At 32.4% G+C, this 19846-nt stretch carries 21 protein-coding genes and 1 pseudogene; 9 read left to right on the top strand and 13 right to left on the bottom strand.

From position 1 onward, the window contains the following. The first annotated feature begins 6 nt into the window (after positions 1–6). Positions 7–456: a VOC family protein gene (locus RCG18_RS14785; protein ID WP_308036816.1), complete on the top strand. Its 450-nt coding sequence runs from the start codon at positions 7–9 to the stop codon at positions 454–456. 51 nt (positions 457–507) lie between these two features. On the opposite strand, the gene RCG18_RS14780 is transcribed toward RCG18_RS14785, so the two are convergent. Both RCG18_RS14780 and RCG18_RS14775 read right to left on the bottom strand, forming a co-directional pair. After that, positions 508–1044, bottom strand: a complete 537-nt coding sequence (locus RCG18_RS14780) for a cysteine hydrolase family protein (RefSeq protein WP_308036815.1) — start codon at positions 1042–1044, stop codon at positions 508–510. Between the two features lie 29 nt (positions 1045–1073). Then, positions 1074–1993 (bottom strand): annotated as a pseudogene (locus RCG18_RS14775) (pyridoxal-phosphate dependent enzyme). Between the two features lie 396 nt (positions 1994–2389). On the opposite strand from RCG18_RS14775, the gene RCG18_RS14770 reads away from it, so the two are divergent. Then, positions 2390–3292, top strand: coding sequence for a LysR family transcriptional regulator (locus tag RCG18_RS14770; RefSeq protein WP_308036814.1), 903 nt, complete (start codon positions 2390–2392; stop codon positions 3290–3292). A 62-nt stretch (positions 3293–3354) separates the two neighbouring features. Here RCG18_RS14770 and pyk read toward each other — a convergent pair whose 3' ends face one another. The 4 genes from pyk to RCG18_RS14750 all read right to left on the bottom strand — a co-directional run bounded on the left by pyk (position 3355) and on the right by RCG18_RS14750 (position 8685). Then, positions 3355–5109 carry a pyruvate kinase gene (gene pyk / locus RCG18_RS14765; RefSeq protein ID WP_308036813.1) on the bottom strand — a complete coding sequence of 585 codons (1755 nt, stop codon included), beginning with the start codon at positions 5107–5109 and terminating at the stop codon, positions 3355–3357. Positions 5110–5184: 75 nt separating this feature from the next. Next, positions 5185–6438, bottom strand: a complete 1254-nt coding sequence (gene apgM, locus RCG18_RS14760; protein WP_308036812.1) for a 2,3-bisphosphoglycerate-independent phosphoglycerate mutase — start codon at positions 6436–6438, stop codon at positions 5185–5187. Between the two features lie 11 nt (positions 6439–6449). Beyond that, positions 6450–7202, bottom strand: coding sequence for a hypothetical protein (locus tag RCG18_RS14755; RefSeq protein WP_308036811.1), 753 nt, complete (start codon positions 7200–7202; stop codon positions 6450–6452). Between the two features lie 13 nt (positions 7203–7215). Then, positions 7216–8685 (bottom strand): DASS family sodium-coupled anion symporter, encoded by a 1470-nt coding sequence (locus RCG18_RS14750; protein ID WP_308036810.1) that lies wholly within the window; start codon positions 8683–8685, stop codon positions 7216–7218. Between the two features lie 313 nt (positions 8686–8998). Here RCG18_RS14750 and RCG18_RS14745 point away from each other — a divergent pair, with 313 nt between their 5' ends. Next, complete coding sequence (locus tag RCG18_RS14745) at positions 8999–9913, top strand: LysR family transcriptional regulator (protein WP_308036809.1); 915 nt, start codon at positions 8999–9001, stop codon at positions 9911–9913. Between the two features lie 935 nt (positions 9914–10848). Here RCG18_RS14745 and RCG18_RS14740 read toward each other — a convergent pair. The 4 genes from RCG18_RS14740 to RCG18_RS14725 form a co-directional block, all read right to left on the bottom strand. Continuing rightward, positions 10849–11460 carry a YitT family protein gene (locus RCG18_RS14740; RefSeq protein ID WP_308036808.1) on the bottom strand — a complete coding sequence of 204 codons (612 nt, stop codon included), beginning with the start codon at positions 11458–11460 and terminating at the stop codon, positions 10849–10851. Between the two features lie 123 nt (positions 11461–11583). Next, complete coding sequence (locus tag RCG18_RS14735; protein WP_308036807.1) at positions 11584–11706, bottom strand: YvrJ family protein; 123 nt, start codon at positions 11704–11706, stop codon at positions 11584–11586. 313 nt (positions 11707–12019) lie between these two features. Then, a complete protein-coding gene (locus RCG18_RS14730) occupies positions 12020–12238 on the bottom strand; it encodes a DUF2922 domain-containing protein (RefSeq protein ID WP_308036806.1) in 219 nt (72 codons plus the stop codon). Between the two features lie 12 nt (positions 12239–12250). Then, entirely contained in the window at positions 12251–12475 is a 225-nt protein-coding gene (locus RCG18_RS14725; RefSeq protein ID WP_308036805.1) for a DUF1659 domain-containing protein, read from the bottom strand. 279 nt (positions 12476–12754) lie between these two features. Here RCG18_RS14725 and RCG18_RS14720 point away from each other — a divergent pair, with 279 nt between their 5' ends. Further along, positions 12755–13261 carry a GNAT family N-acetyltransferase gene (locus tag RCG18_RS14720; RefSeq protein ID WP_308036804.1) on the top strand — a complete coding sequence of 169 codons (507 nt, stop codon included), beginning with the start codon at positions 12755–12757 and terminating at the stop codon, positions 13259–13261. 312 nt (positions 13262–13573) lie between these two features. On the opposite strand, the gene clpP is transcribed toward RCG18_RS14720, so the two are convergent. Together clpP and RCG18_RS14710 are read right to left on the bottom strand one after the other, a co-directional pair. Next, the gene (gene clpP / locus RCG18_RS14715; protein ID WP_308036803.1) at positions 13574–14158 is read right to left on the bottom strand and encodes an ATP-dependent Clp endopeptidase proteolytic subunit ClpP; all 585 of its coding nucleotides are present in this window, start codon (positions 14156–14158) and stop codon (positions 13574–13576) included. A gap of 378 nt (positions 14159–14536) precedes the next feature. Next, the gene (locus RCG18_RS14710; protein WP_308036802.1) at positions 14537–14890 is read right to left on the bottom strand and encodes a helix-turn-helix transcriptional regulator; all 354 of its coding nucleotides are present in this window, start codon (positions 14888–14890) and stop codon (positions 14537–14539) included. 253 nt (positions 14891–15143) lie between these two features. On the opposite strand from RCG18_RS14710, the gene RCG18_RS14705 reads away from it, so the two are divergent. From RCG18_RS14705 to RCG18_RS14685, 5 genes are all read left to right on the top strand, one after another. Then, positions 15144–16160: a methyl-accepting chemotaxis protein gene (locus RCG18_RS14705; RefSeq protein ID WP_308036801.1), complete on the top strand. Its 1017-nt coding sequence runs from the start codon at positions 15144–15146 to the stop codon at positions 16158–16160. A 59-nt stretch (positions 16161–16219) separates the two neighbouring features. Beyond that, positions 16220–16807 carry a hypothetical protein gene (locus RCG18_RS14700; protein WP_308036800.1) on the top strand — a complete coding sequence of 196 codons (588 nt, stop codon included), beginning with the start codon at positions 16220–16222 and terminating at the stop codon, positions 16805–16807. A 155-nt stretch (positions 16808–16962) separates the two neighbouring features. Continuing rightward, positions 16963–17940: an RNA methyltransferase gene (locus tag RCG18_RS14695; protein WP_308036799.1), complete on the top strand. Its 978-nt coding sequence runs from the start codon at positions 16963–16965 to the stop codon at positions 17938–17940. A gap of 124 nt (positions 17941–18064) precedes the next feature. Further along, on the top strand, positions 18065–18427 hold the full coding sequence (locus RCG18_RS14690; protein ID WP_308036798.1) for a YmaF family protein: 363 nt from the start codon (positions 18065–18067) through the stop codon (positions 18425–18427). A gap of 196 nt (positions 18428–18623) precedes the next feature. Next, entirely contained in the window at positions 18624–19016 is a 393-nt protein-coding gene (locus tag RCG18_RS14685; protein WP_308036797.1) for a hypothetical protein, read from the top strand. Between the two features lie 188 nt (positions 19017–19204). Here RCG18_RS14685 and RCG18_RS14680 read toward each other — a convergent pair whose 3' ends face one another. After that, entirely contained in the window at positions 19205–19744 is a 540-nt protein-coding gene (locus tag RCG18_RS14680) for a nitroreductase family protein (protein WP_308036796.1), read from the bottom strand. Positions 19745–19846: the final 102 nt, after the last annotated feature.

Below are 19846 nucleotides of genomic sequence, written 5' to 3'. Positions count from 1 at the left end.
GATACTATGAGTACAACACTAGAAATTGCTATTTTTCTTTCAATGAATGGAAAGGCACAAGAAGCTATAAATTTCTATAAAAAGCATTTCAATGCAGAGGAATTGTTACTCGTTAGATACGAAGATATGGCAAAAAGAGATAGCACAATTCAGATTACTGATGAAAATAAAAATTATATCTCTCACTCTGTATTATCAATTGGAAAAACTAAAGTAATGATTGCTGAAAATACAATGGATACTAATGAAAAATATAAAGTTGGTAATAACACATCATTATGTATTCAAAGTGCTGACTTAGAGGAAATTGAACATTTTTATAATAGCTTAATTACAGATAACAGGGTTAGAATCATTGTTCCATTATCTAGTAATATATTTAGTAAAGCATACGGAATTATTAAAGACCCTTTTGGTATTCAAATTCAACTAATGTTTGATAATAGATTGAAATAAAGGCTTACACTCCTTGAGGTAAGCCATCTTACATTCTTTATTGCAAATTTATTAATTGTCTAGCAAAATTTTTATTGCATCGTCCATTGAAAGAACATTAGCAAAACGTTTATTCCAAATTTTATAATTATAAAATTCATAAAGTTTCTCACCAGATAGATACTCGTTATCGAAAGTTGTGTTTGTTTCTTTTGGAATAATTATTTTATATCCATAATCAAAGGCACTTTTTAAAGTAGCATCAATACAATATTCTGTTTGAAGTCCTACAAGTATAACGGTATCTATCTCTTTACTTTCTAAATACTCTCTTAATCCAGTTTTATGAAAAGCACTATTATACTCTTTTTCAACGATAAATTCACTGCTATTAGGTGCTATATCATTGTAAATCTGCCAGCCATCTGTACCCTGCTCAAGTTCGGTACCCTTTCCATCATCATGGCGTACATATAGAACTTCTTTATTATTACCTCTTGCAGTTAAAATAAGCTTTTTAATATTTTCAATAACTTTCTGTTCATTATAAGGATGTTTCTTAATCAGTGCATTTTGCACATCTACAACCATCAAAACAATATTACTCATAGTTTGTTCCCTCCTAATTTTATTACTTTCTATTTCTGAAACATCTCAGGATTATTTTTAAATCCACTGGATGTTCCTATGAGAAGAATTCTACAATTCTTATCCAGTATCCTTTTTTCTACTGCCGTCTTTAAAGCACTGAATATGGTTGCGGACGATGATTCAAGATATAGTCCCAAATGAGCCATTTGTCTGACATCATCAATTACATTACCTTGAGGAACCTCAATTGCAAAACCACCGGAGTCCCTTACAGCTACATAGGATTGGTAAGTTACGGTACTCCCTCCGATGGAACCGGTTAAAGAATATTCGCCAGGAAATTCTTTTCTATAGTCTTCCCCTTCCAACACTTTGGAAAGTCTTTTAAAGGGCTCCACACAAACTAACTTTGGTAAGACATCAATATATCCAAGCTTCAGCAATTCCTTAAAGCCCTCAAATATTCCCCAAAGGAGGTCCCCTCTGGATACAGGCACAAATATATATTCAGGTAGATTGTCTCCAAATTCTTCATATATTTCATAATCTATGGTCTTATATCCTTGTACTCCAAAGCAATTGCTTCCTACTGCTGGTAAAATATAATTTGTTGCCGGGTACCAATCATATTCTTCAACCATTTTCCTCATATAACCCCATCTACCATTTGCAGCTATATCATCAGCTTCATCAACTATTATCATCTCTGCGCCTGTTGCTTCAATAGCAGTCTTATAGGCCATATTCACATTTGGTAATGATATGATTTTACAATCCAGACCTGCAGTTGCAGCATAGGCTGCTATGGAAATACCTGCATTTCCACTTGAGGCAGCTACTATACCTTTTTGCCCAATTCAAGTGCTCGTGCCACTATCAGTGGACTCATTCTGTCTTTATGAGAACCGGTAGGGTTTTGGAACTCATTTTTTATAAATATTTCTTTAACTCCCAAGAGTTTTGCCATCTTCTCAAGCTTCACCACTGGTGTATCACCTTCACCCAAGGTTGGAAATGTTTCATAAGGAAGTATACTTCCATATTTCTGCATACCTTTTATGCTAGAATTCTTGAAGCTTGTTTCCTTATACTGAAATGAAATAGCGGCATTTTCCCCTTTTTCTAGGCATTTGGGACATCCTAAAAAATAATCTCCTGCCGGATATTTTTCTCCACATTTAATACAATACATTAATTCAATTTTTTCATTCATCTTATACATAAATAGTCCTCTTTCCTTTATAATAGTTTTATCGAGTTATTTACATCTTCGATTATAAAAGAGGTTTTTCTATTTGTATAACGAATATATTGAATAGCAACTATCGAAAATATTAATTATAGATAAGAGGTGATTTGATGTATGGACTATGATCTTTTAATAACCTTTATTTACTTAGCTAAACTGAAAAACTTTACTAAAACAGCTGACCAGCTTCATGTGGTTCAGTCTACCATCACCAGCAGGATAAAAAGTCTTGAATATAATATAGGAGAAACCCTGTTTATCCGAACAAATAAGAATGTGGAACTGACAAATGCGGGAGAAGCTTTTCTTCCCTACGCTAAACAGTTGCTAAGCATACAAGAATCTGCTATTTTTAGGCTTAAAGCTCTGGAATTATTCAAAGATACACTTAATATTGGTGCTGTACACTCTATTTACGATTGTCATGTGCAGGACATGATTCTTAAATATATGCAGCAAAATAAAAAAATTTCAGTAAAAGTTACTATTGAACATAGTGAAGAACTGATACAAATGCTTCATGAGGATCAGGTAGATATTGCATTTACATATTGGGACATCAAATCTCCTAAATTCATATGTGAGCCCTTCTATAGCGACAAAATCATATTGGTTACTGGTTCACAGAATAGTGCCACTGCATGCGGTATCACAAACGACGAGCTTAGAAATCTACCTTTATTGTGCTCTGCAATTATGACTGCCCCATTTCAGGAATGGTTCTACTCAATTTTCCCGAAAAACTATGTATATCCACTGGATATCAATATTAGCAGCAGCATCATTAAATTTCTAAAAGAAGGAATTGGCTTTAGCTTTATGATAGAATCAGCTGCCAGGAAGTTTATAGAAGAAGGTTCTCTAGTAGATGTAAATCTTCTCGAAAGCACTCCACCAAGTATAGAAAGCTATATGTTAGTAAACAGGCAGCGAATTAATTCATCCGCAGTAGGTCAATGGCTAGCAGACTTTATGCCTTCATCTTTTTCACGTTACTCATCTCAAGCAAAACAATAATAAGAAGCCCAGAAGCAAGGCGATTCAACGCTTCTGGGTTAAAATGTCAATAAACGATTTTTTTATATTATATTCGCTCTTCCATTATAAACAATTCCTCTTGTAACATCCATTGTTACGAATGCTCCTGTTTTTAATATTTCAGTAGCTCCACCAGCCCCACAGATAAGAGGAACTTCACTTGTAATACATTCTATAGCCAAATGAGATGTTAATCCACCCTCTTCTGCTATAACTCCACTAACTCTATCTAATACTGACAGATATTCTCTATCTAAGCTTCTTACAACCAAAATATCGCCTTTTTCTAGAGTTTCATCTGCTTCTTTAGCACTCTTAACTATTCTAGCAGTACCATATCCTGGCTTGTTACCTGCACCTCTACCTTGAACTAATATGTCTCCAACTATATGGACTTTAAGCATATTAGTAGTTCCTGAATAACTTACAGGTATTCCTGCTGCTATTACTACTAAATCACCTTTCTTAACATATCCAGTTTGCAATGAAATCTCAACAGATTTTTCTATTAGCGCGTCTGTTGAGCTAACCTTTTCTGCAAGTATCGGAAACACACCCCAGTTTAATGCTAGCTTTCTAGCAACTTTATCGCTTGGAGTTACTGCAATTATCGGACACGCTGGTCTGTATTTAGATACAACTTTAGCAGTATGTCCGCTTTGAGTAGCTGTAATAATTGCTGAAGCATTTAATCCTGATGCTGTTGCACAGGTAGCTAGGCTTATAGCATTAGCTACATTATAAATATGAGCCTCTCTCTTTTTAGTCAGCAATTCTTCATAATTTATTCTTGATTCAGCTTCCATAGCTATTCTTGCCATTGTTTGAGCAGCCTCTACAGGCCACTTTCCATTTGCTGATTCTCCACTTAACATTACAGCATCAGTGCCGTCTAAAATAGCATTAGCTACATCAGAAGCTTCTGCTCTTGTTGGTCTTGGGTTTCTTTCCATCGAATCTAGCATTTGTGTAGCTGTTACAACAAATTTGCCTGCTTTATTACACTTTTCAATTATCATCTTTTGAATTAATGGAACTCTCTCTATTGGAATCTCTGATCCCATATCTCCTCTTGCAACCATTATTCCATCTGAAAACTTGATTATCTCATCAATGTTGTCAACGCCTTCTTGATTTTCTATCTTAGAGATTATTTGTATATCATGTCCTCCAAATTGTTCTAACAGTTTTCTTACAGCTAAAACGTCTGAAGTCTTTCTTATAAATGATGCTGCTATATAATCTACTCCTATTTCACAACCAAATCTTAGATCATCAACATCTTTTTCTGTAAAGGAAGGTAAGTTTGTTTTTACATTAGGTACATTAGCATTCTTTTTAGTGCTTATCATTCCGCTGTTTTTTACTATACAGTGAATATTTGTTCCTTCTACTTCTTGTACCTCAAGTCCAATTAAACCATCTGCCATCAGTATCATGTTGCCTGGTACAACATCTTTATACAGTTCGCGATAACTTAAATTACATTTTGTAGCGTCTCCTTCTACATCTTCTCCACAAACTATAGTGAATTTTGTTCCTTCAACTAATTCTACTTTTTCTGGAAAGTATCCTGTTCTTATTTCAGGACCCTTAGTATCAAGAATTATACCTACTGGTTTATTGTACTTTTCTCTTAGCTTTTTTACTAAGTTTATTCTTTCTCCATGTTCTGCATGGTCGCCATGAGAAAAATTGTGTCTTGAGCAACTCATTCCTGCTTCAATTAACTTTGATAATACCTCTTCACTATCACTAGCAGGCCCAATTGTAAAAATCATCTTAGTCTTTTGCATAGTTTATTCTCCTTTTTAAATGTATTCATAATAAGTGAACCCTCTGAGATTTCAGAGGGTTTACTGTATACTGAATTATGAACCTACCTTATTAGTAAAGCCTAATAAATCCATCTGCAGCATAAAAATACCATTTGCAGTAAGACCGTTTAGACTACCGGACATGAACTGAGCTTCGCCAGCAGAACAAACATTATCTTTTCGAACGTCGCCACCAGCAATAATTGTCGGTACTCCATCACCAGTGTGATCTCTTGCTTCACAAGGTGTAGAGTGATCAGCTGTGAAAGTTATATAACATTTATTGAGGTCAATTCTCTTCAGAATAGTTCCAATAACACTATCTACTTTTTCAATCATATCTTTTTTTGCAATTGGAAGATTATCATGTCCACCCAAATCTGTGGCTTTAACATGCATAATAACCCAATCATAGTTCTTTTCATTTAAAAGCTTAATAGCCATATCAGCCTTACCTATTAAATTAGTATCAAAACTTCCAGTAAAACTCTCATCGCTAAAGTAGTCAATCCCTACAAGTTCGGCGATACCTCCAACAGTTTTATCTCCTGCTACACAAGCAGCTTTTATATTATAAAGTTCCTTAATAGATGGTATATATTTTTTTTGGCCTGCACCTCTAGTTATTATAGCATTAGCTATATTTAAGCCGGCCGCATGGCGCTGTTTATTTATAGGGTGATCCTTTAAAATCTCATAAGAACGATTTGTAAATTCCCATAGGTTTTTTGCTGTTTTTTCTGCTGCACTGCTGCCATCTAATGGACTTGGAAGAATGAGCCTCTCTCCTTCTTCTGCAGTACCTGGATCAGTGCAGAATATTTTATCACTTAACTCCTTACCTCTAAAAACAATTGCAACTCTATGCTCAGTAAGCTCCTTAACAAATACTTGTGTACCATCGGATAGTACTAAACCGTTGATGGCAGATGCTAGTTCTTTCGCTCCTTCACGAATTCTACCAGCACGTCTATCAATAACGGCATAATTATCATCAATAGTTGCAAAATTACCCCTGAAGGCAACATCCCCTGGCATCAAATCCATTCCCGCACTAAAGGCTTCAAGTGGTCCTCTTCCAGAGTATACCTTATTGCTATCGTATCCAAATATATGTAGGTGTCCAACATCAGTACCTACTCTTATGCCTGGAGATATTGGATAGACATTTCCACACATGCCTTGAGAAGCAATAAAATCTAAATTTGGAGTTTTGGCATTCTCTAATGGAGTCATATTATTTAATTTTTGGTTAGGGCGATCTCCTAAACCATCTAGTATAATAAGTAGTCCCTGCTTTTTTCTCATCTTTCAAGCTCCTATCTACAATTCATAATCTTTTTCTGTTCAGTTATTTCTTTAGCTTGTCTTAGCATATCTTTATTTTTATACATAAAGAATGCAGAAATTAATATAACTGTTCCCCAAAGTATCAAAGGGAAAAAACGCCCTGTTTTATAAATATTAATGGAAAATTTAATATCTTTACCTGCTGATAGTTTTCCAAATTCAAAAGCTCCATACTTAATACCATCTTTTGAGAATATACTATAAGCTTCCTCTGGATCATATCCTACTATATTAAAAAGTTCATACTCTTTAGGAATACCCATCTCTAAAACATATTTCTTTATTTCAATTGGAGTATTATTTATCATTTTATAAGTAACCATCTTAACATTACCTGGAAAGGTATCTTTTTGTTTTGATGGACTAATTTCATAGGTTTTCTTTTGAGTTTGAGTAATAACAAGCTCAACTTTGTCTCCACTTCCCTTAAAATTTGCAATATAGTATTCAAGGCTTCCGTTTTTTTCTTTTTTAAATTCGCCTATGAGTTTACCGATTTTTACATTGATATTTGTAATTTGTGCATTTTTATAACAAGGGATAATCAAAACCCCTTTACTATCTGTAGTGCCCTTAATTGTAGTAGTGATAACACTATTCTCTTTATTTGGAACAACAACATCCTTGACGTAATCCAATTGCCCTGTGTTACTTGCATAAGCTACTACTGAGAATGAAAGACTTATTATAAAACCAAGCAATATAGTTAATAATTTTTTCATATCCTTTACCTCCTTACACTATTCCTACAATTTTGAACCATGTGAATGATGCAATTAGCATGATTCCCCATTTTGCAAGAAGAACTACTATTCCATAGCTCAGTTGCTCAAGAACTGTAAAATTACCTGTGCTGTAGTATATAAGGTTAACTTTGCTATGAGGTGGTAATGTAACACAATCGGAGATCATAAATGAAGCTGGTAGAGCAAGAGCTACTGGATTAACGCCTGCAGCCTTGGCAATTGCTATAATCGCTGGAATAAGTATTATAGTTCTAACAGTTTTACTTGTGAATACCATATGTGAAAAACTAGCTATGAATATAACTATTGCATAAAGGGCGAAGAAGCTCAAACTTTCAACTTTAAGACTTCCAAATATTCTATTGAGTGCCCAGGATGCAACACCTGAAGAATCAAGAGCTAATCCACCAGCGTAAGCGCCACAGCTAAATACCAATAGATTCCAAGATATTTTAGCTTCCTTCCATTCCAATATACCTATATGAGGCAAAAAGAAAAGAATAGCAGAAACAATAGCAACTATAACAAGGCTAAGCTGAAATCCAAACAATTGAACCTGCAAACTATCGATAGACCAAAGTAGTATTGTAATACCAAATATAATAAGCGCCTTAATTTCGATAGCATTCATTTTACCTAGATCTTTATATTCTTTTTCAAGAGCAGTTATCTTTTCTTTAGAAGCCGCTTTATTATTAGTCTTAAACATTAGTTTACCAACAAAGAATGAAGCAACTAATGTAAGTGCGGTAATTGGTGCAGCTGCGATAAACCATTGCATCCATGAAATATTCGTTCCTGTAAGATCCTTAATGAAGCTGATAGCAAGGATCTGTGACGACGTTGCTGTTACAACGGCAGCAGTAGAAAAGTTATTAGCCTGGATTCCTTGAAGAGCCAGTAATTTACCGAAATTTCTATCGCTCTTGTTTTCACTATTTACCTCAAACATTTCAATAATTATCATAACAATTGGTAATAGCATAGCCGCTCTTGCAGTGGTAGAAGGAACAACAAAAGAAATTAAAAAGTTAGTAAGCATAAGTACAACAAGTACTGAGTTAGTACTTTTGCCTAACTTAAGAATAAGAAACAACGCAAGCCTTTTGGCAAGTCCACTTTTTTCCATACCGGAAGCGATTACAAAGGCTGCAATCATTAACCATATAACCTCATACCCAAATACTCCAAGAACCTCCGATTGTGTCCATGCTCCTGTAACTGGTAGAAGGACCAAAACTAAAAGTGATGTTACATAGTTTGGAATACCATTAGAAACCCAAAGTATTAATGCGAACGTGAAAATACCCATAGCCATTTTGCCAGTATAAGTCATACCTAGTGGTGTTTCCATAGTCCAGATAAGAGCTAGGACAATCAATGCAATTGGCAGCCCAAAATAAGACATTTGTATATCAAATGGGCTTTTATTCTTTTTAACTTTCACAGTTGTGCTCATATATTTATATCTCCTTTTTACTAAGATCTAAAATTCTCTCAAAAGTTAACTATTTGATAGTTTAATAATACTTAACAAACTGCAAATTATCCAATTACATTTAATTATGATAAAAATAAATTTAATTTATTTTTATAAAAAAACCTCATAATCATAAATTTTATTTATAGATCCACTTGAAAAAACTGCTATAATAGCATTTATTTATACATTTTTCATCAAAAATGCTTTATAATATAATAAAAAATATTTATATATAAAGTTGATATTATTGTACTTTAGAATATTGATAATCTAACAAGGAGGAGGAAAAATGGATTTAGAAACCCTTCAAACCTTTTTACTTATAGCAAAAAACAGCAGTTTTACAAAGACATCAGAAGAGATGTTCTGTACACAAGCTGCAGTTTCAATGAGAATTCAGCGGTTAGAGAGATATCTTGACTGCAATTTATTCAGTCGCAAATCTAAAAAAGCCGAGCTAACTAAAGCAGGTCACCTTTTTTTACCTTATGCTCAACAAATATCGAATACTTTTATAAATGCAAAAGAACATCTACTGCAAGCAAAGTTAATGGAGGAATCTGAAATATCTATTGCATCATCTAACACACCTGGAACATACATATTGCCAAACATAATGTTCTTATTTAGACAAAAATATCCTTATATTACAATAGTTAATCATGTACAATATACTAAAAATGTAATTAATGGCGTGTTAAATAAAAGCTACCCCATTGGAATAATTTCACAACCATATTTTTCTGACACCAATGACATATTATGCGAACCTATACTAGAAGATCCGCTGGTTGTGGTTGTAAATAACGAACATCCATGGGCCACGAAAAAAAGAATTTTTATCCATGAAATAAAAAATGAATTTTTTCTAATATCCAACCCAAATACTTCATTAGTGTCTTATTTAGAGAAAGCAGGTAATTTTAAGTTTGTTTCAAATAATATATGCGTAGTTGGAAGTATTGAAGCAATAAAACAAAGCATATATAGCAATTTAGGGATATCAGTAATATCAGAAAGTGCTGTAAAACAAGAACTTAAACTAGGGTTGCTCAGTAAAGTTGAGATAGTTGATGAAATTACGCTAATGCGTCACATATACTATATAAAACGCAAAGATGAAAAATTATCGCTTTCTGCTGAACTGTTTTTAAAATTTGCAAAAGAGTTTATAACTTTTAAAAATAAAGACCTTGTAAAATAATAGCTCAACATTGAACTTTATAGTATCTACAATGAAACAATTTAAACTGGAGGTAGGTTTATGAAGGTAAATATAAGACAAGCAGTAGATGATGATGAAGATGTTTTTGTGGATTTTGCAGTTAGATTAAATAAACTTAATCAAAATAATCTTGAGAGAATATGCATTATCTTATGAAACATTTATTTAATTCCTTCATATTCTTAAAATGTAATTAAGAAAAGTCTAAATGTCTCTCCTAAAGATATTATGGTATGAACTCTGTTCTAAAATATGACTATAAAAAAGTGCATACGCGACCATTTCTTGCATGCACTTTTTATAGTATTAAATAGTATTAAATTGGAGGGCTTTTTTATTATATCCATAATTAAGATTTTTTATATAATTTATGTTCATATCTTTTTACTAAAAGCAAAAACCACCAATTAGTTAAATGACACTAATTAGTGGTTAAGCAGATCCTAACTCATCAGAAAAATTATTTGGTCCTATTTGAATTTCTATCACCTATTCTTCTTAAACTTCCCGGCTAAATGACACATGTTAAAGATTCTAAACCTTTTTAATATCAACTACTTAACTTTAACAATCTTAATACAGACATACCGTTTATTTGCACTAACTATATTCTACACATTAACACTTTTTAGGCGCTTGTACCATAAGTTAAATCAAACTTACTATACACTGCTACCACTGTAAGCCTCATACTATAGAGATATACCTTAGCCAAACACTCAGACTCAGACTCCGACAGACAGACAGACATTTTAAACAATTCACTGAAAAACTTACTAAATACCTGATTCACTACTTCTTTAATGAGTTAGAATCTACTAGAAGAAGTTTTAACTTTCTTCTTGAATATATTATAACACTTATTTTTTCAAAATTCAACATATTGTCTGAAAATTCTTATTTGTAATTTTTTTCTAACGTGGTGCCTTTTTCCATGAAAGTGAATTTGATAAAAACTTAAATCCCTTATTAAATAATAATTTTAATATACCTGAGTATAGGATAGTAAAAACTAGTCCCTTAATTATTGATTCGTATCCGAATGCTAAGAATCCAAAAATTAATACTATTATATTTATAACTCTCAATGCTGAAGCTATATTTATTTTAGGGTTTTTCTTATTAAGTATCAAAGCTATAACATCAAAGCCTGCTGTAGAAGCATTTGAAGATACACATAAATAATATCCTATCGCCACTAAAACAGCCGAAATAATTATTGCTAATACTATATTTATATTAATTGCTAACTTAAATGAATAAAATAAATAAAAAAATAACATATAACATATGCTGCTAAATATAGTTTTAATAAAATATTCTTTCCCTAAGAATATAAGACAACTAACTGTTAGTACAATTGTAAGTATATTAGCTACTGTTGTCACATTTGTTCCTATTAAAGAGTGTACTATTAAAGCAGAACTTGTTACCCCTCCATTTATTATCTCTCTTGGCACAGTAAAAAAAGCATAAGAAAATGTTATTAATATATTGCCTAAAATTATTTTAACTATGTCTCTCACAACATATTACCTTCCTTATAAGTTATTTCATCTATCACCATTCTATCATACTTTACACTTAAAGTTATATATAGATATCTGTATATAAAAAATGCATGCAGGAACAATGTCCCACATGTATTTTTAAGAATTCTTTATAGCATTAGATAGGTTGTTTATGCTGACCGTCAACACTTCAAGCTTTGCCTCTAGCCTCACAAGCAAATACACAGACACAGCTATAGGAAAGCCAACATTTCCTATCATATTCAATAAATCATTACTCAGTGTTCTCACCTTCTCAATACAAGTATTTATAGGAATATAAACTAGAAAATTGACTTACACAAAGGGATATGTTTCCAAAGATGAAGTAGATTTAAAGACTTTGTGCCAGTCTTAGTAAAGGGTTTTGAGAAAACCTTAGAACTTTAGAGTTGTTTGAGCACAGCGAGTTCTCGAAAGTTCTTAGGTTATCTTGAAACACAAACTTTAGACTGGCTAAAAGTTTTTAACGTGCTGAAGCTTGGAAACATAGCCCGGCGTATAAGTTAACTTTCGGCCTAGAAACCCTATAAGTCTATTTCACAGATAATTCAGTGGAATTTTTATCTGTAAGCTCTGCTGAATCCTTAAACTTCAGATCTCCTCCTGTAGATGCAAATATGTTTTTAGCAATTATTACATCCATAGCAGCGCTTACCTCTACAGCTGTTATGTCCTCCTTTACATTGCTAACCCTTACTGCAGTTTTCTTACCTTCCTCATTTAAAAAATTCATAACTAATGTTTTACTCATCTACCTTCCCCCTTACGCATTCATTATTGAACTTTGGTCTTCTCTTATAACTTCATCCAGCGTTTTACCTAGAAGCTTTTGAATCTCCAAAGCTACATCATAGACATCTTGCTCGGAGGCTGTAGTCTTCACCTTTGAAAACCTCTGGTTTTTGATTAATTCTTTTCCTTTTTCATCTACACCGTCCTTATATTTTAGTACTAGTGTAGTCTGCAATTTTGTTGATGTTGCAGCCATATTTACCATCTCCCTTCACCTAATATATATACAGTTACCGTAGGTGTAGGAAGAGTTTTTACAAATAAACTTATTATTTTAGGCCTTGTTTTAAAACAATGCGAAAATTGATATATCCTTGTAAACCTACTATTATTAAAGCATATATATAAGTCTGAATGTCCTATTATGGCAAACATGAAGTTATTAATGTTATAATATAACCTATATATTCTATAATTTAGTGCAGACTTATAATTTACTGCGCAGTACATAAGTTTACAAAATGGAGGTATTGTAGTGGAAAAAATATTGCAGTCAGAAAGATTATTTTTAAAGCCTTTATCCTTCAACGAACTATTACATATTAATAATAATGAACTTGACAATATTGAGACACCTATTGAATTAGAAGCAATATTTGACTTTGTTAAATTAGCAATATCAAAGAAAGTAGAGAAAATGCAAAAGGTTTGTGAAGATACTCATGACTGGTATACCTACTGGTTGATTATTGATAAGGATAATGGAAAAGGAATAGGTTTTGTTGGATTTAAAGGAATACCGGATGAAAATGGTTATTCAGAAGTTGGATACAGTATTTCACCTAACTACAGAAAAAAAAGACTTATGACTGAGGCTTTAGAAACATTACTGAAATGGGCTTATGAATTTCAAGATTCTAAAGGTATAGTTGCCAAAGTTCTCAAAACAAATATTGGCTCTCATAAGGTACTAAATAATTGTAACTTTAAGTTAGTTTGTTCTACCAAACAAGAAGATAAGTATATTCTTAAATTTAGATAAGATAATTCTATAAACAGAATTCTTGGCTTCAGGTGGAGTTTTAACTCCATCTGAAGCTTAGAAGTCGTTATCCAGGGACATAGCCGCTCTTTACTCCCACTTGAAGAAAATCAGAGAACCAAAATCTCTGATTTTGTGTGAATCGCTTTCACAGAATGCGATGGAAGTATTAGAGCGGGTAAGTCATCGGATAAATTAATACATATCATTTTTAAAATAATAACTAAGGAAGCCAAATGGCTTTCTTAGTTATTTTCTACATTATCAATGCTATTCTAAAATATAGCCATTATAAAAATCAACTAACATGACCTATTTTGAAAGAACTTTGTCTATTATTCCGTAGTTCTTAGCTTCATCTGCAGACATGTAAAAATCTCTTTCCATATCTCTTTCTATTTTTTCAATTGGCTGACCTGTTCTTTCACTATATATTTTATTCAACTTGCGCTTAGTTCTAAGAAGCCACTCCGTATGAATCTTTATATCTGTAGCCTGCCCTTGGAAACCTCCATAAACTGATGGCTGATGTATTAAAATTTCGCTATTTGGAAGAGCATATCTCTTTCCAGCAGCACCTGCAGCCAGCAAAAATGAACCCATGCTTGCAGCCATGCCCACACATATTGTGGATACATCCGGCTTTATATATTGCATTGTATCATATATTGCCATTCCTGCAGTAATAGACCCTCCTGGACTGTTTATATAAAAACTAATATCCATATCAGGACTTATCGATTCAAGAAAAAGCATCTGTGCCACAATAACACTTGCACTCTCATTAGTCACTTCACCATTTAACATAATTATTCTATCCTTAAGTAATCTTGAATAGATATCGTAGGAACGTTCTCCTAAATTTGATTGTTCAACAACTACCGGTACATAACTCATTTAAATCACTCCCTAAAGTTTTATTTTACATTTTATAAGTCTCTAAATACCAACACTTTAAACTTTTTATTTCCCTAATTTTAATGTATAAAGTGAACTTTATCACGCTTTCCTATATAGGGAAACTAACTAGAAAGTTAACTTATATAAAGGGATATGTTTCCAAGAATGAAGGTAGATTTAAAAATTTTGTGTCAGTCTTAGTGAAGGGTTTTAAGACAACCTTAGAACCTTAGATAGTGTTTGAGCATAGCGAGTTTATCTAAGTTCTTAGGTCGTCTAAAACACAAGCTTTAGACTGACTAAAAGTTTTTAACGTACTGAATCTTGGAAACATAGCCCGAGGTATAAGTTAACTTTCGGTCAAATAGCCCTATATTAGGCAGCCATGGAAGGCTGAGTCACATTCATTCTGTTTCTTCTAAATTGTCTTGGAGGCATTCCATAAAGTTTCTTAAAAGCCTTTGTAAAAGCTTCCTGAGAGCTAAATTGATACTTTAATGCTATATCCACAATTTTATTCTCTGTGCAGAGCAGTTCATTAGCCGCTTCCATAAGTCTTCTCTTTCTTATATATTCAGCTACAGGCTCGCCAACTATGGCATGAAAAACCTTGTGAAAATAGTACTTCGATAGAAATACCTTATCTGCAAGTTCTTTAAGCTCTATTTTTTTATCTAGATTATGTTCGATGTATTCAATAGATTTCTTAATACAAGCATCATAATTCATTTTAGTATACCTACCTCATTTAGTCTTTTTTCTATATTATATCTTAGCTTTTCATGTAAATCCTGTCTTTTTTTGCTCATCTATATATAGATATTTTTATAAAAATTTACTAAATTAGTTAATTTTTTTCCTAATTTATGTTATATTATAGATATGTTTTGTGCTACTATATCAAAAAAAGTTAAGGAGTACTAAACTTAATAAGCTAGCATATCACTAAAGCATTACATTAATATAAGGGGTGAAAACACTAATGAAAAACAAAATAATATTATCACTTGCAACTATGCTCTTTGTCGTATTATTAGTATCAGGTACGGCTCTTTCTTATGTACTAAGCTTGCTGCTAAAGAGTACTGCTAATAATGGAATGTTTAGTCCAAGCATTATATTAGCTATTGTAGGAACTGCCATAGCTTGCACTATTTTAGCAGTGATAATCCTATCGATATATGTCAATAGTATGTTCACGAATATTGATGTATTTAAAGAAAAACTTGCACATATAGCAGATGGACAACTTTCAATTAGAGTCCAGGAGGAAGGAGTTTTAAAGGCAATCGCTGTAGATATTAACAAAGTTATAAATAATACCAAAAGAGTATTGTGCGAAGTTGGTGAGGTATCTGACAAAAATAGAGGCCTTGCACTAACAATTAAGGACAACTCAGAAAGCACAGAGAAAGCTTCAAATGAAATAGCAAATTCAGTTCAATCCATTGCAGAAGGAACAAATCAGCAATCACATGCTGCTGTTTTATCAGACGAGAATGTAAAAAAAATGGCTGAAAATAACAATATAATTATGGACCAAGCAGAGAAAACTAAAGTTGTTGCAGGTGAAATGATAGAAATTGTAAAAGCAAACGGCGAACTTTTCGGCAGTTTAATCGGTAACATAAAAAATACCGGCGATATGACAACTAAACTTGCTGAAAACGTTTATCAACTTCAAATAGAAGCAGATAAAATCAAGAACATTACTAATGTTGTAACTGAAATTAGTGAGAGAACTAACTTACTTGCTCTTAATGCAGCAATTGAAGCAGCTCGTGCAGGTGAACAGGGAAAAGGCTTCTCAGTTGTAGCCGATGAAGTTAGAAAGCTTGCAGAACAATCTTCTGACTCCGCTGGCGAAATAAAAAAATTAATCGAAAATATTACATCAACAATTGAAAATATTACATCAGAAACAAACAACCAGGTAAAAGAAATAGAAAAAGATATAAAATTTGCAGATGAATCAAAAAATCTTTTTCTAAAATTGTAGAATCAACACAATCTACCTTTGATGCAATAAAGCAAATTAATGAACTGTCAGTAAACTCTATGGAAATAACCTCCACTGTAACTAAATTAGTTGAAGAAATAGCTTGCTCAACACAGGAAGCTGGAGCATTTACCGAGGAAGTTTCCGCTTCTTGTGAAGAACAGCTTGGTTCAATGCAGGAAATGAACAGACTTGTTGAAAAAATGAATACTACAGCTGACGATATTGATAAAACATTAAACTCCTTTATTAAAAATATTAGTGTTGGTGAAAAAGAAAAAGTTTTAATAAATGAAGGATTAAAAATACTTAAAGATTTGACTCAAGATATAAATAGACAAAATATAAGTATTGAAAATGCTTCAAACTTCTTTAGAGAAAAAGCTAAAATATATCCACAATTTGAACTAGTATCAATTATTAATAGAGAAGGCATAATGATATCTGCAAGTGTTGACACTAATATAGGTAATGATTTTACTTACAGACCTTATTTTAAAATAGCTTTGGAGGGAAAAGAATATCATACTGAACCTTATATTTCTAATACAACTTTTAATTATTGCATTACAATTTCTCAACCTTTCAAAAATTCAAGTGGAAGCATAATTGGAGTAATTATGGCAGATATTTGTATAGAAAATTAATGTTCTTTTATTGACTTTATAACTATTCTATATTAAATTGAACTTATAATATTATAAATAATTGTTTAGTAATAGATTAAGCATATTAAGTGATATTTATGATTATTGCTTAATATGCTTTTTATTTTCTGAACCCAGAAAAAGAGGGTGTGCTTATGTTAGAATTGATACCTGAAGGTATTAAACCAAAAGTAAATATTAATGACAAAATCAAACCACATTTTTATGTAATCAATTTTGCTGCAGATGAGGAATCTTTATGTAAAATGGAAATGAAGTGCCTTTTTAACAAGGTTCCAAAACAAAAACACTTCTTCTCCTATCATTATATTGATCCATCTAGAAGTCCCTTTATAAAACAATGTATTTCTATAATGTATACTGGTAACAGTCTAGATGATATAATTAATCAGCTTGTCATAGATAAAGTTTCTCTTGAAAAATTTAAAGTTTCTTATATAAATTATGGTGATGAAACCTTAAGCCATAAAGAACGTCGTAAAATTGAATATGAAATTGGACAAAACATAAATGGTGAAGCTGAATTGAAAAACCCAGAGCTGCTTTTAGGTGTAACAAAAGTTAATGAAAAATGGATATTAGGTGAATATAAAAGAAATGAACCGGAATGGATAATTCATAATCGAAAGCCTTATTCGTACTCAAATGCAATTACTTCAAGAGCTGCAAGGGCAATAGTAAATATTGCTGTATGTAACGATTTAAAGTGTACAGTAGTAGATCCCTGCTGCGGCATTGGAACAGTTGTTATGGAGGCTCTTTCACTAGGCATTAATATTAAAGGCTTTGAACTAAATTCTTTAATTGCTGAAAATGCAAAGACTAATCTTAAATATTTCGACTACAAGGACGTAATTGCCAATGGTAATATGCATGATATAGAGGAAAAGTTCCAGGTATCAATTATAGATCTTCCTTATGGTCTATTTTCTGCTACCACACTTAAAGAGCAAGTAGATATTATGAAAACTGCTCGCAGAATATCCGATAAGATGGTTATTATTACTTTTGAAAATATGGATAAGTATATTCTATCTTCTGGCTTTAATATTGTTGATAAATGCCATATTTCTAAAGGTAAGTTCAAAAGATATATAGCTATATGTGAGTAGCTTTTAAGAGAATCTTGTGCACTGAAAATATATAGACAAATATTTTTATGGTAACTCTTTGATTGATTTCCCATATCTTGTACTAGGACAAGTTAACCTTGTCAGTTTAAAAGGAGGCTTTGATATGGGACAACAAATGAATAAGTATCAAAATTCAAATTGTAACTATTATGAGGAATCTCAATCTCATGTGCACGAATATCTAGGTAGCACACAAATCGCTTTTGAAGATAACGTACCACACAACCATCGTTTCGCTGGAGTTACTAGCGAAGTTATACCACAGGGTAATAATCATGTTCACCAGCTTCTAGGGAACTCAGATTTTTTTGAAGATCATCACCATGAAGTTGGGGCTACAACAGGACCAGCTATACCTGTAGATGGTGGTAGACATGTACACTTTGTTTCTGGAGTAACCACTCTCAATGATGGTCATGTTCACCAATTCATTTTTGCTACACTGATTGATAATCCTATTGGTTAATATATTAGAGGTCGTCATAACTGACGACCTTATAATTGTTACTTTGAATCCAGCCATTTCTAACTCGTCATCTTTTGCTAAGCCCCAATAATTAAATTGCGTATTCGTGTCCATTGTGAATTCTTTTCTAAATTTATTCATTGTTAACACTTGTAATACTTTTTCATAACATATATCAAAAAAGGTGGGGGTATTTATGAAAGAATATTATCGATGCGTTAAAGAATATGTTAGCTCAACTACCATGGCAGTTAAATCACTAATTCTTATAGGTTTTATAGCCCTTATCGAAACAATTTTAACCATTTTCTTTAATTCTAATAACCAAAATAGTCCAACTGATATAGCTATACGCTCAGTTATGTCTAATATATTCGGCTTTATTTTTGGTGCCCAAACTACAGAAAATTCGAATATTAGTAATAAAAATCTTCAAACTATAGTCGCATGCTCCGTGGCAATTATTTGCCTATTAATATCTATTGCAGTTCACTGGCTAGGTTTAAATCAAGATGGATCATCTATAGTTGAAATTCGCAATCTTCTATTTGCATCTGTAGGTTTTTTACTAGGCAGAGCAAGATCATAACGCTTAGTTTTATAGTGTTTATGGGGCTTATTAGCCTCATATGTACATAAATCATTTATTTACTTTTGACTTTAAATATCTCTGTGTCCAAGGGCAGACTAATATGCACTTTCCACAAATTTTTACACATATTGCTTTTTCAAAATAGATATCCATATTTCACTTAAAAAAAGAGTAAATGCTTAACTTTATAACCAACTTATAATATTTTCAGAAATGTCTCTTCTATTAGATTTTAGATTACTTCTACTTGAGTATCCAACAGATATAACGGCCATTAGCTGTAATTCATCTGAAACTCCCAATAATTCTCGTCCTTTATCTTCATTTTTTAATATTTCTCCAATCCAACAAGTACCTAGCCCTAGTCCATGAGCAGCAAGTAGCATATTTTGTATTGCAGCTCCAATTGATTGAGCATGTTTCAAGTAAATACTTGGAACCTTATCGTCTAGAACTTTAGTATCTAGAAAAACTGCTATCAAGCAAGGGGCAGTCTCTACCCAATTATGGTATACAGTAAGAGACGCTACTTTTTTTATTAGTTCCTTATTATTCATTACTACGGAGAATCTCCATGGTTGCATATTATTACCAGATGGAGCCCAATTAGCTGCAGTTAACATTTGCATGATAGCATCTTTACTCACTTCTTCTGAAGTATATGCTCGGACACTTCTACGATTTAATATACATGGCATTGCTGAATTCATCTTTCCCTTCTCCATTTATACTCCTCCATTAGTTAATCTTATTTTATTATTTTGACTTTATTAATGGTAATTATATCATAATCTGAATGTTAAAGGATGATTGTTCTTCTAATAAAT

This window comes from Clostridium sp. OS1-26 (genome assembly GCF_030915445.1).
Classification (GTDB): domain Bacteria; phylum Bacillota; class Clostridia; order Clostridiales; family Clostridiaceae; genus Clostridium_AM.
The sequence above is the reverse complement of the archived record's forward strand: the minus strand, read 5'-3'. Positions and strand labels throughout refer to the sequence as shown.

Excerpts from the sequence above, each read along its gene's own strand:
- apgM (WP_308036812.1), bottom strand. The coding sequence starts at position 6,438 with ATGAGAAAAAAGCAGGGACTACTTATTATACTAGATGGTTTAGGAGAT.
- RCG18_RS14770 (WP_308036814.1), top strand. The coding sequence starts at position 2,390 with ATGGACTATGATCTTTTAATAACCTTTATTTACTTAGCTAAACTGAAA.
- RCG18_RS14785 (WP_308036816.1), top strand. The coding sequence starts at position 7 with ATGAGTACAACACTAGAAATTGCTATTTTTCTTTCAATGAATGGAAAG.
- clpP (WP_308036803.1), bottom strand. The coding sequence starts at position 14,158 with ATGAGTTATGTACCGGTAGTTGTTGAACAATCAAATTTAGGAGAACGT.
- RCG18_RS14680 (WP_308036796.1), bottom strand. The coding sequence starts at position 19,744 with ATGGAGAAGGGAAAGATGAATTCAGCAATGCCATGTATATTAAATCGT.
- RCG18_RS14735 (WP_308036807.1), bottom strand. The coding sequence starts at position 11,706 with ATGATAGGAAATGTTGGCTTTCCTATAGCTGTGTCTGTGTATTTGCTT.
- RCG18_RS14710 (WP_308036802.1), bottom strand. The coding sequence starts at position 14,890 with ATGAATTATGATGCTTGTATTAAGAAATCTATTGAATACATCGAACAT.
- pyk (WP_308036813.1), bottom strand. The coding sequence starts at position 5,109 with ATGCAAAAGACTAAGATGATTTTTACAATTGGGCCTGCTAGTGATAGT.
- RCG18_RS14745 (WP_308036809.1), top strand. The coding sequence starts at position 8,999 with ATGGATTTAGAAACCCTTCAAACCTTTTTACTTATAGCAAAAAACAGC.
- RCG18_RS14705 (WP_308036801.1), top strand. The coding sequence starts at position 15,144 with ATGAAAAACAAAATAATATTATCACTTGCAACTATGCTCTTTGTCGTA.
- RCG18_RS14755 (WP_308036811.1), bottom strand. The coding sequence starts at position 7,202 with ATGAAAAAATTATTAACTATATTGCTTGGTTTTATAATAAGTCTTTCA.
- RCG18_RS14725 (WP_308036805.1), bottom strand. The coding sequence starts at position 12,475 with ATGGCTGCAACATCAACAAAATTGCAGACTACACTAGTACTAAAATAT.
- RCG18_RS14730 (WP_308036806.1), bottom strand. The coding sequence starts at position 12,238 with ATGAGTAAAACATTAGTTATGAATTTTTTAAATGAGGAAGGTAAGAAA.
- RCG18_RS14750 (WP_308036810.1), bottom strand. The coding sequence starts at position 8,685 with ATGAGCACAACTGTGAAAGTTAAAAAGAATAAAAGCCCATTTGATATA.
- RCG18_RS14780 (WP_308036815.1), bottom strand. The coding sequence starts at position 1,044 with ATGAGTAATATTGTTTTGATGGTTGTAGATGTGCAAAATGCACTGATT.
- RCG18_RS14690 (WP_308036798.1), top strand. The coding sequence starts at position 18,065 with ATGGGACAACAAATGAATAAGTATCAAAATTCAAATTGTAACTATTAT.
- RCG18_RS14700 (WP_308036800.1), top strand. The coding sequence starts at position 16,220 with ATGGAAATAACCTCCACTGTAACTAAATTAGTTGAAGAAATAGCTTGC.
- RCG18_RS14685 (WP_308036797.1), top strand. The coding sequence starts at position 18,624 with ATGAAAGAATATTATCGATGCGTTAAAGAATATGTTAGCTCAACTACC.
- RCG18_RS14695 (WP_308036799.1), top strand. The coding sequence starts at position 16,963 with ATGTTAGAATTGATACCTGAAGGTATTAAACCAAAAGTAAATATTAAT.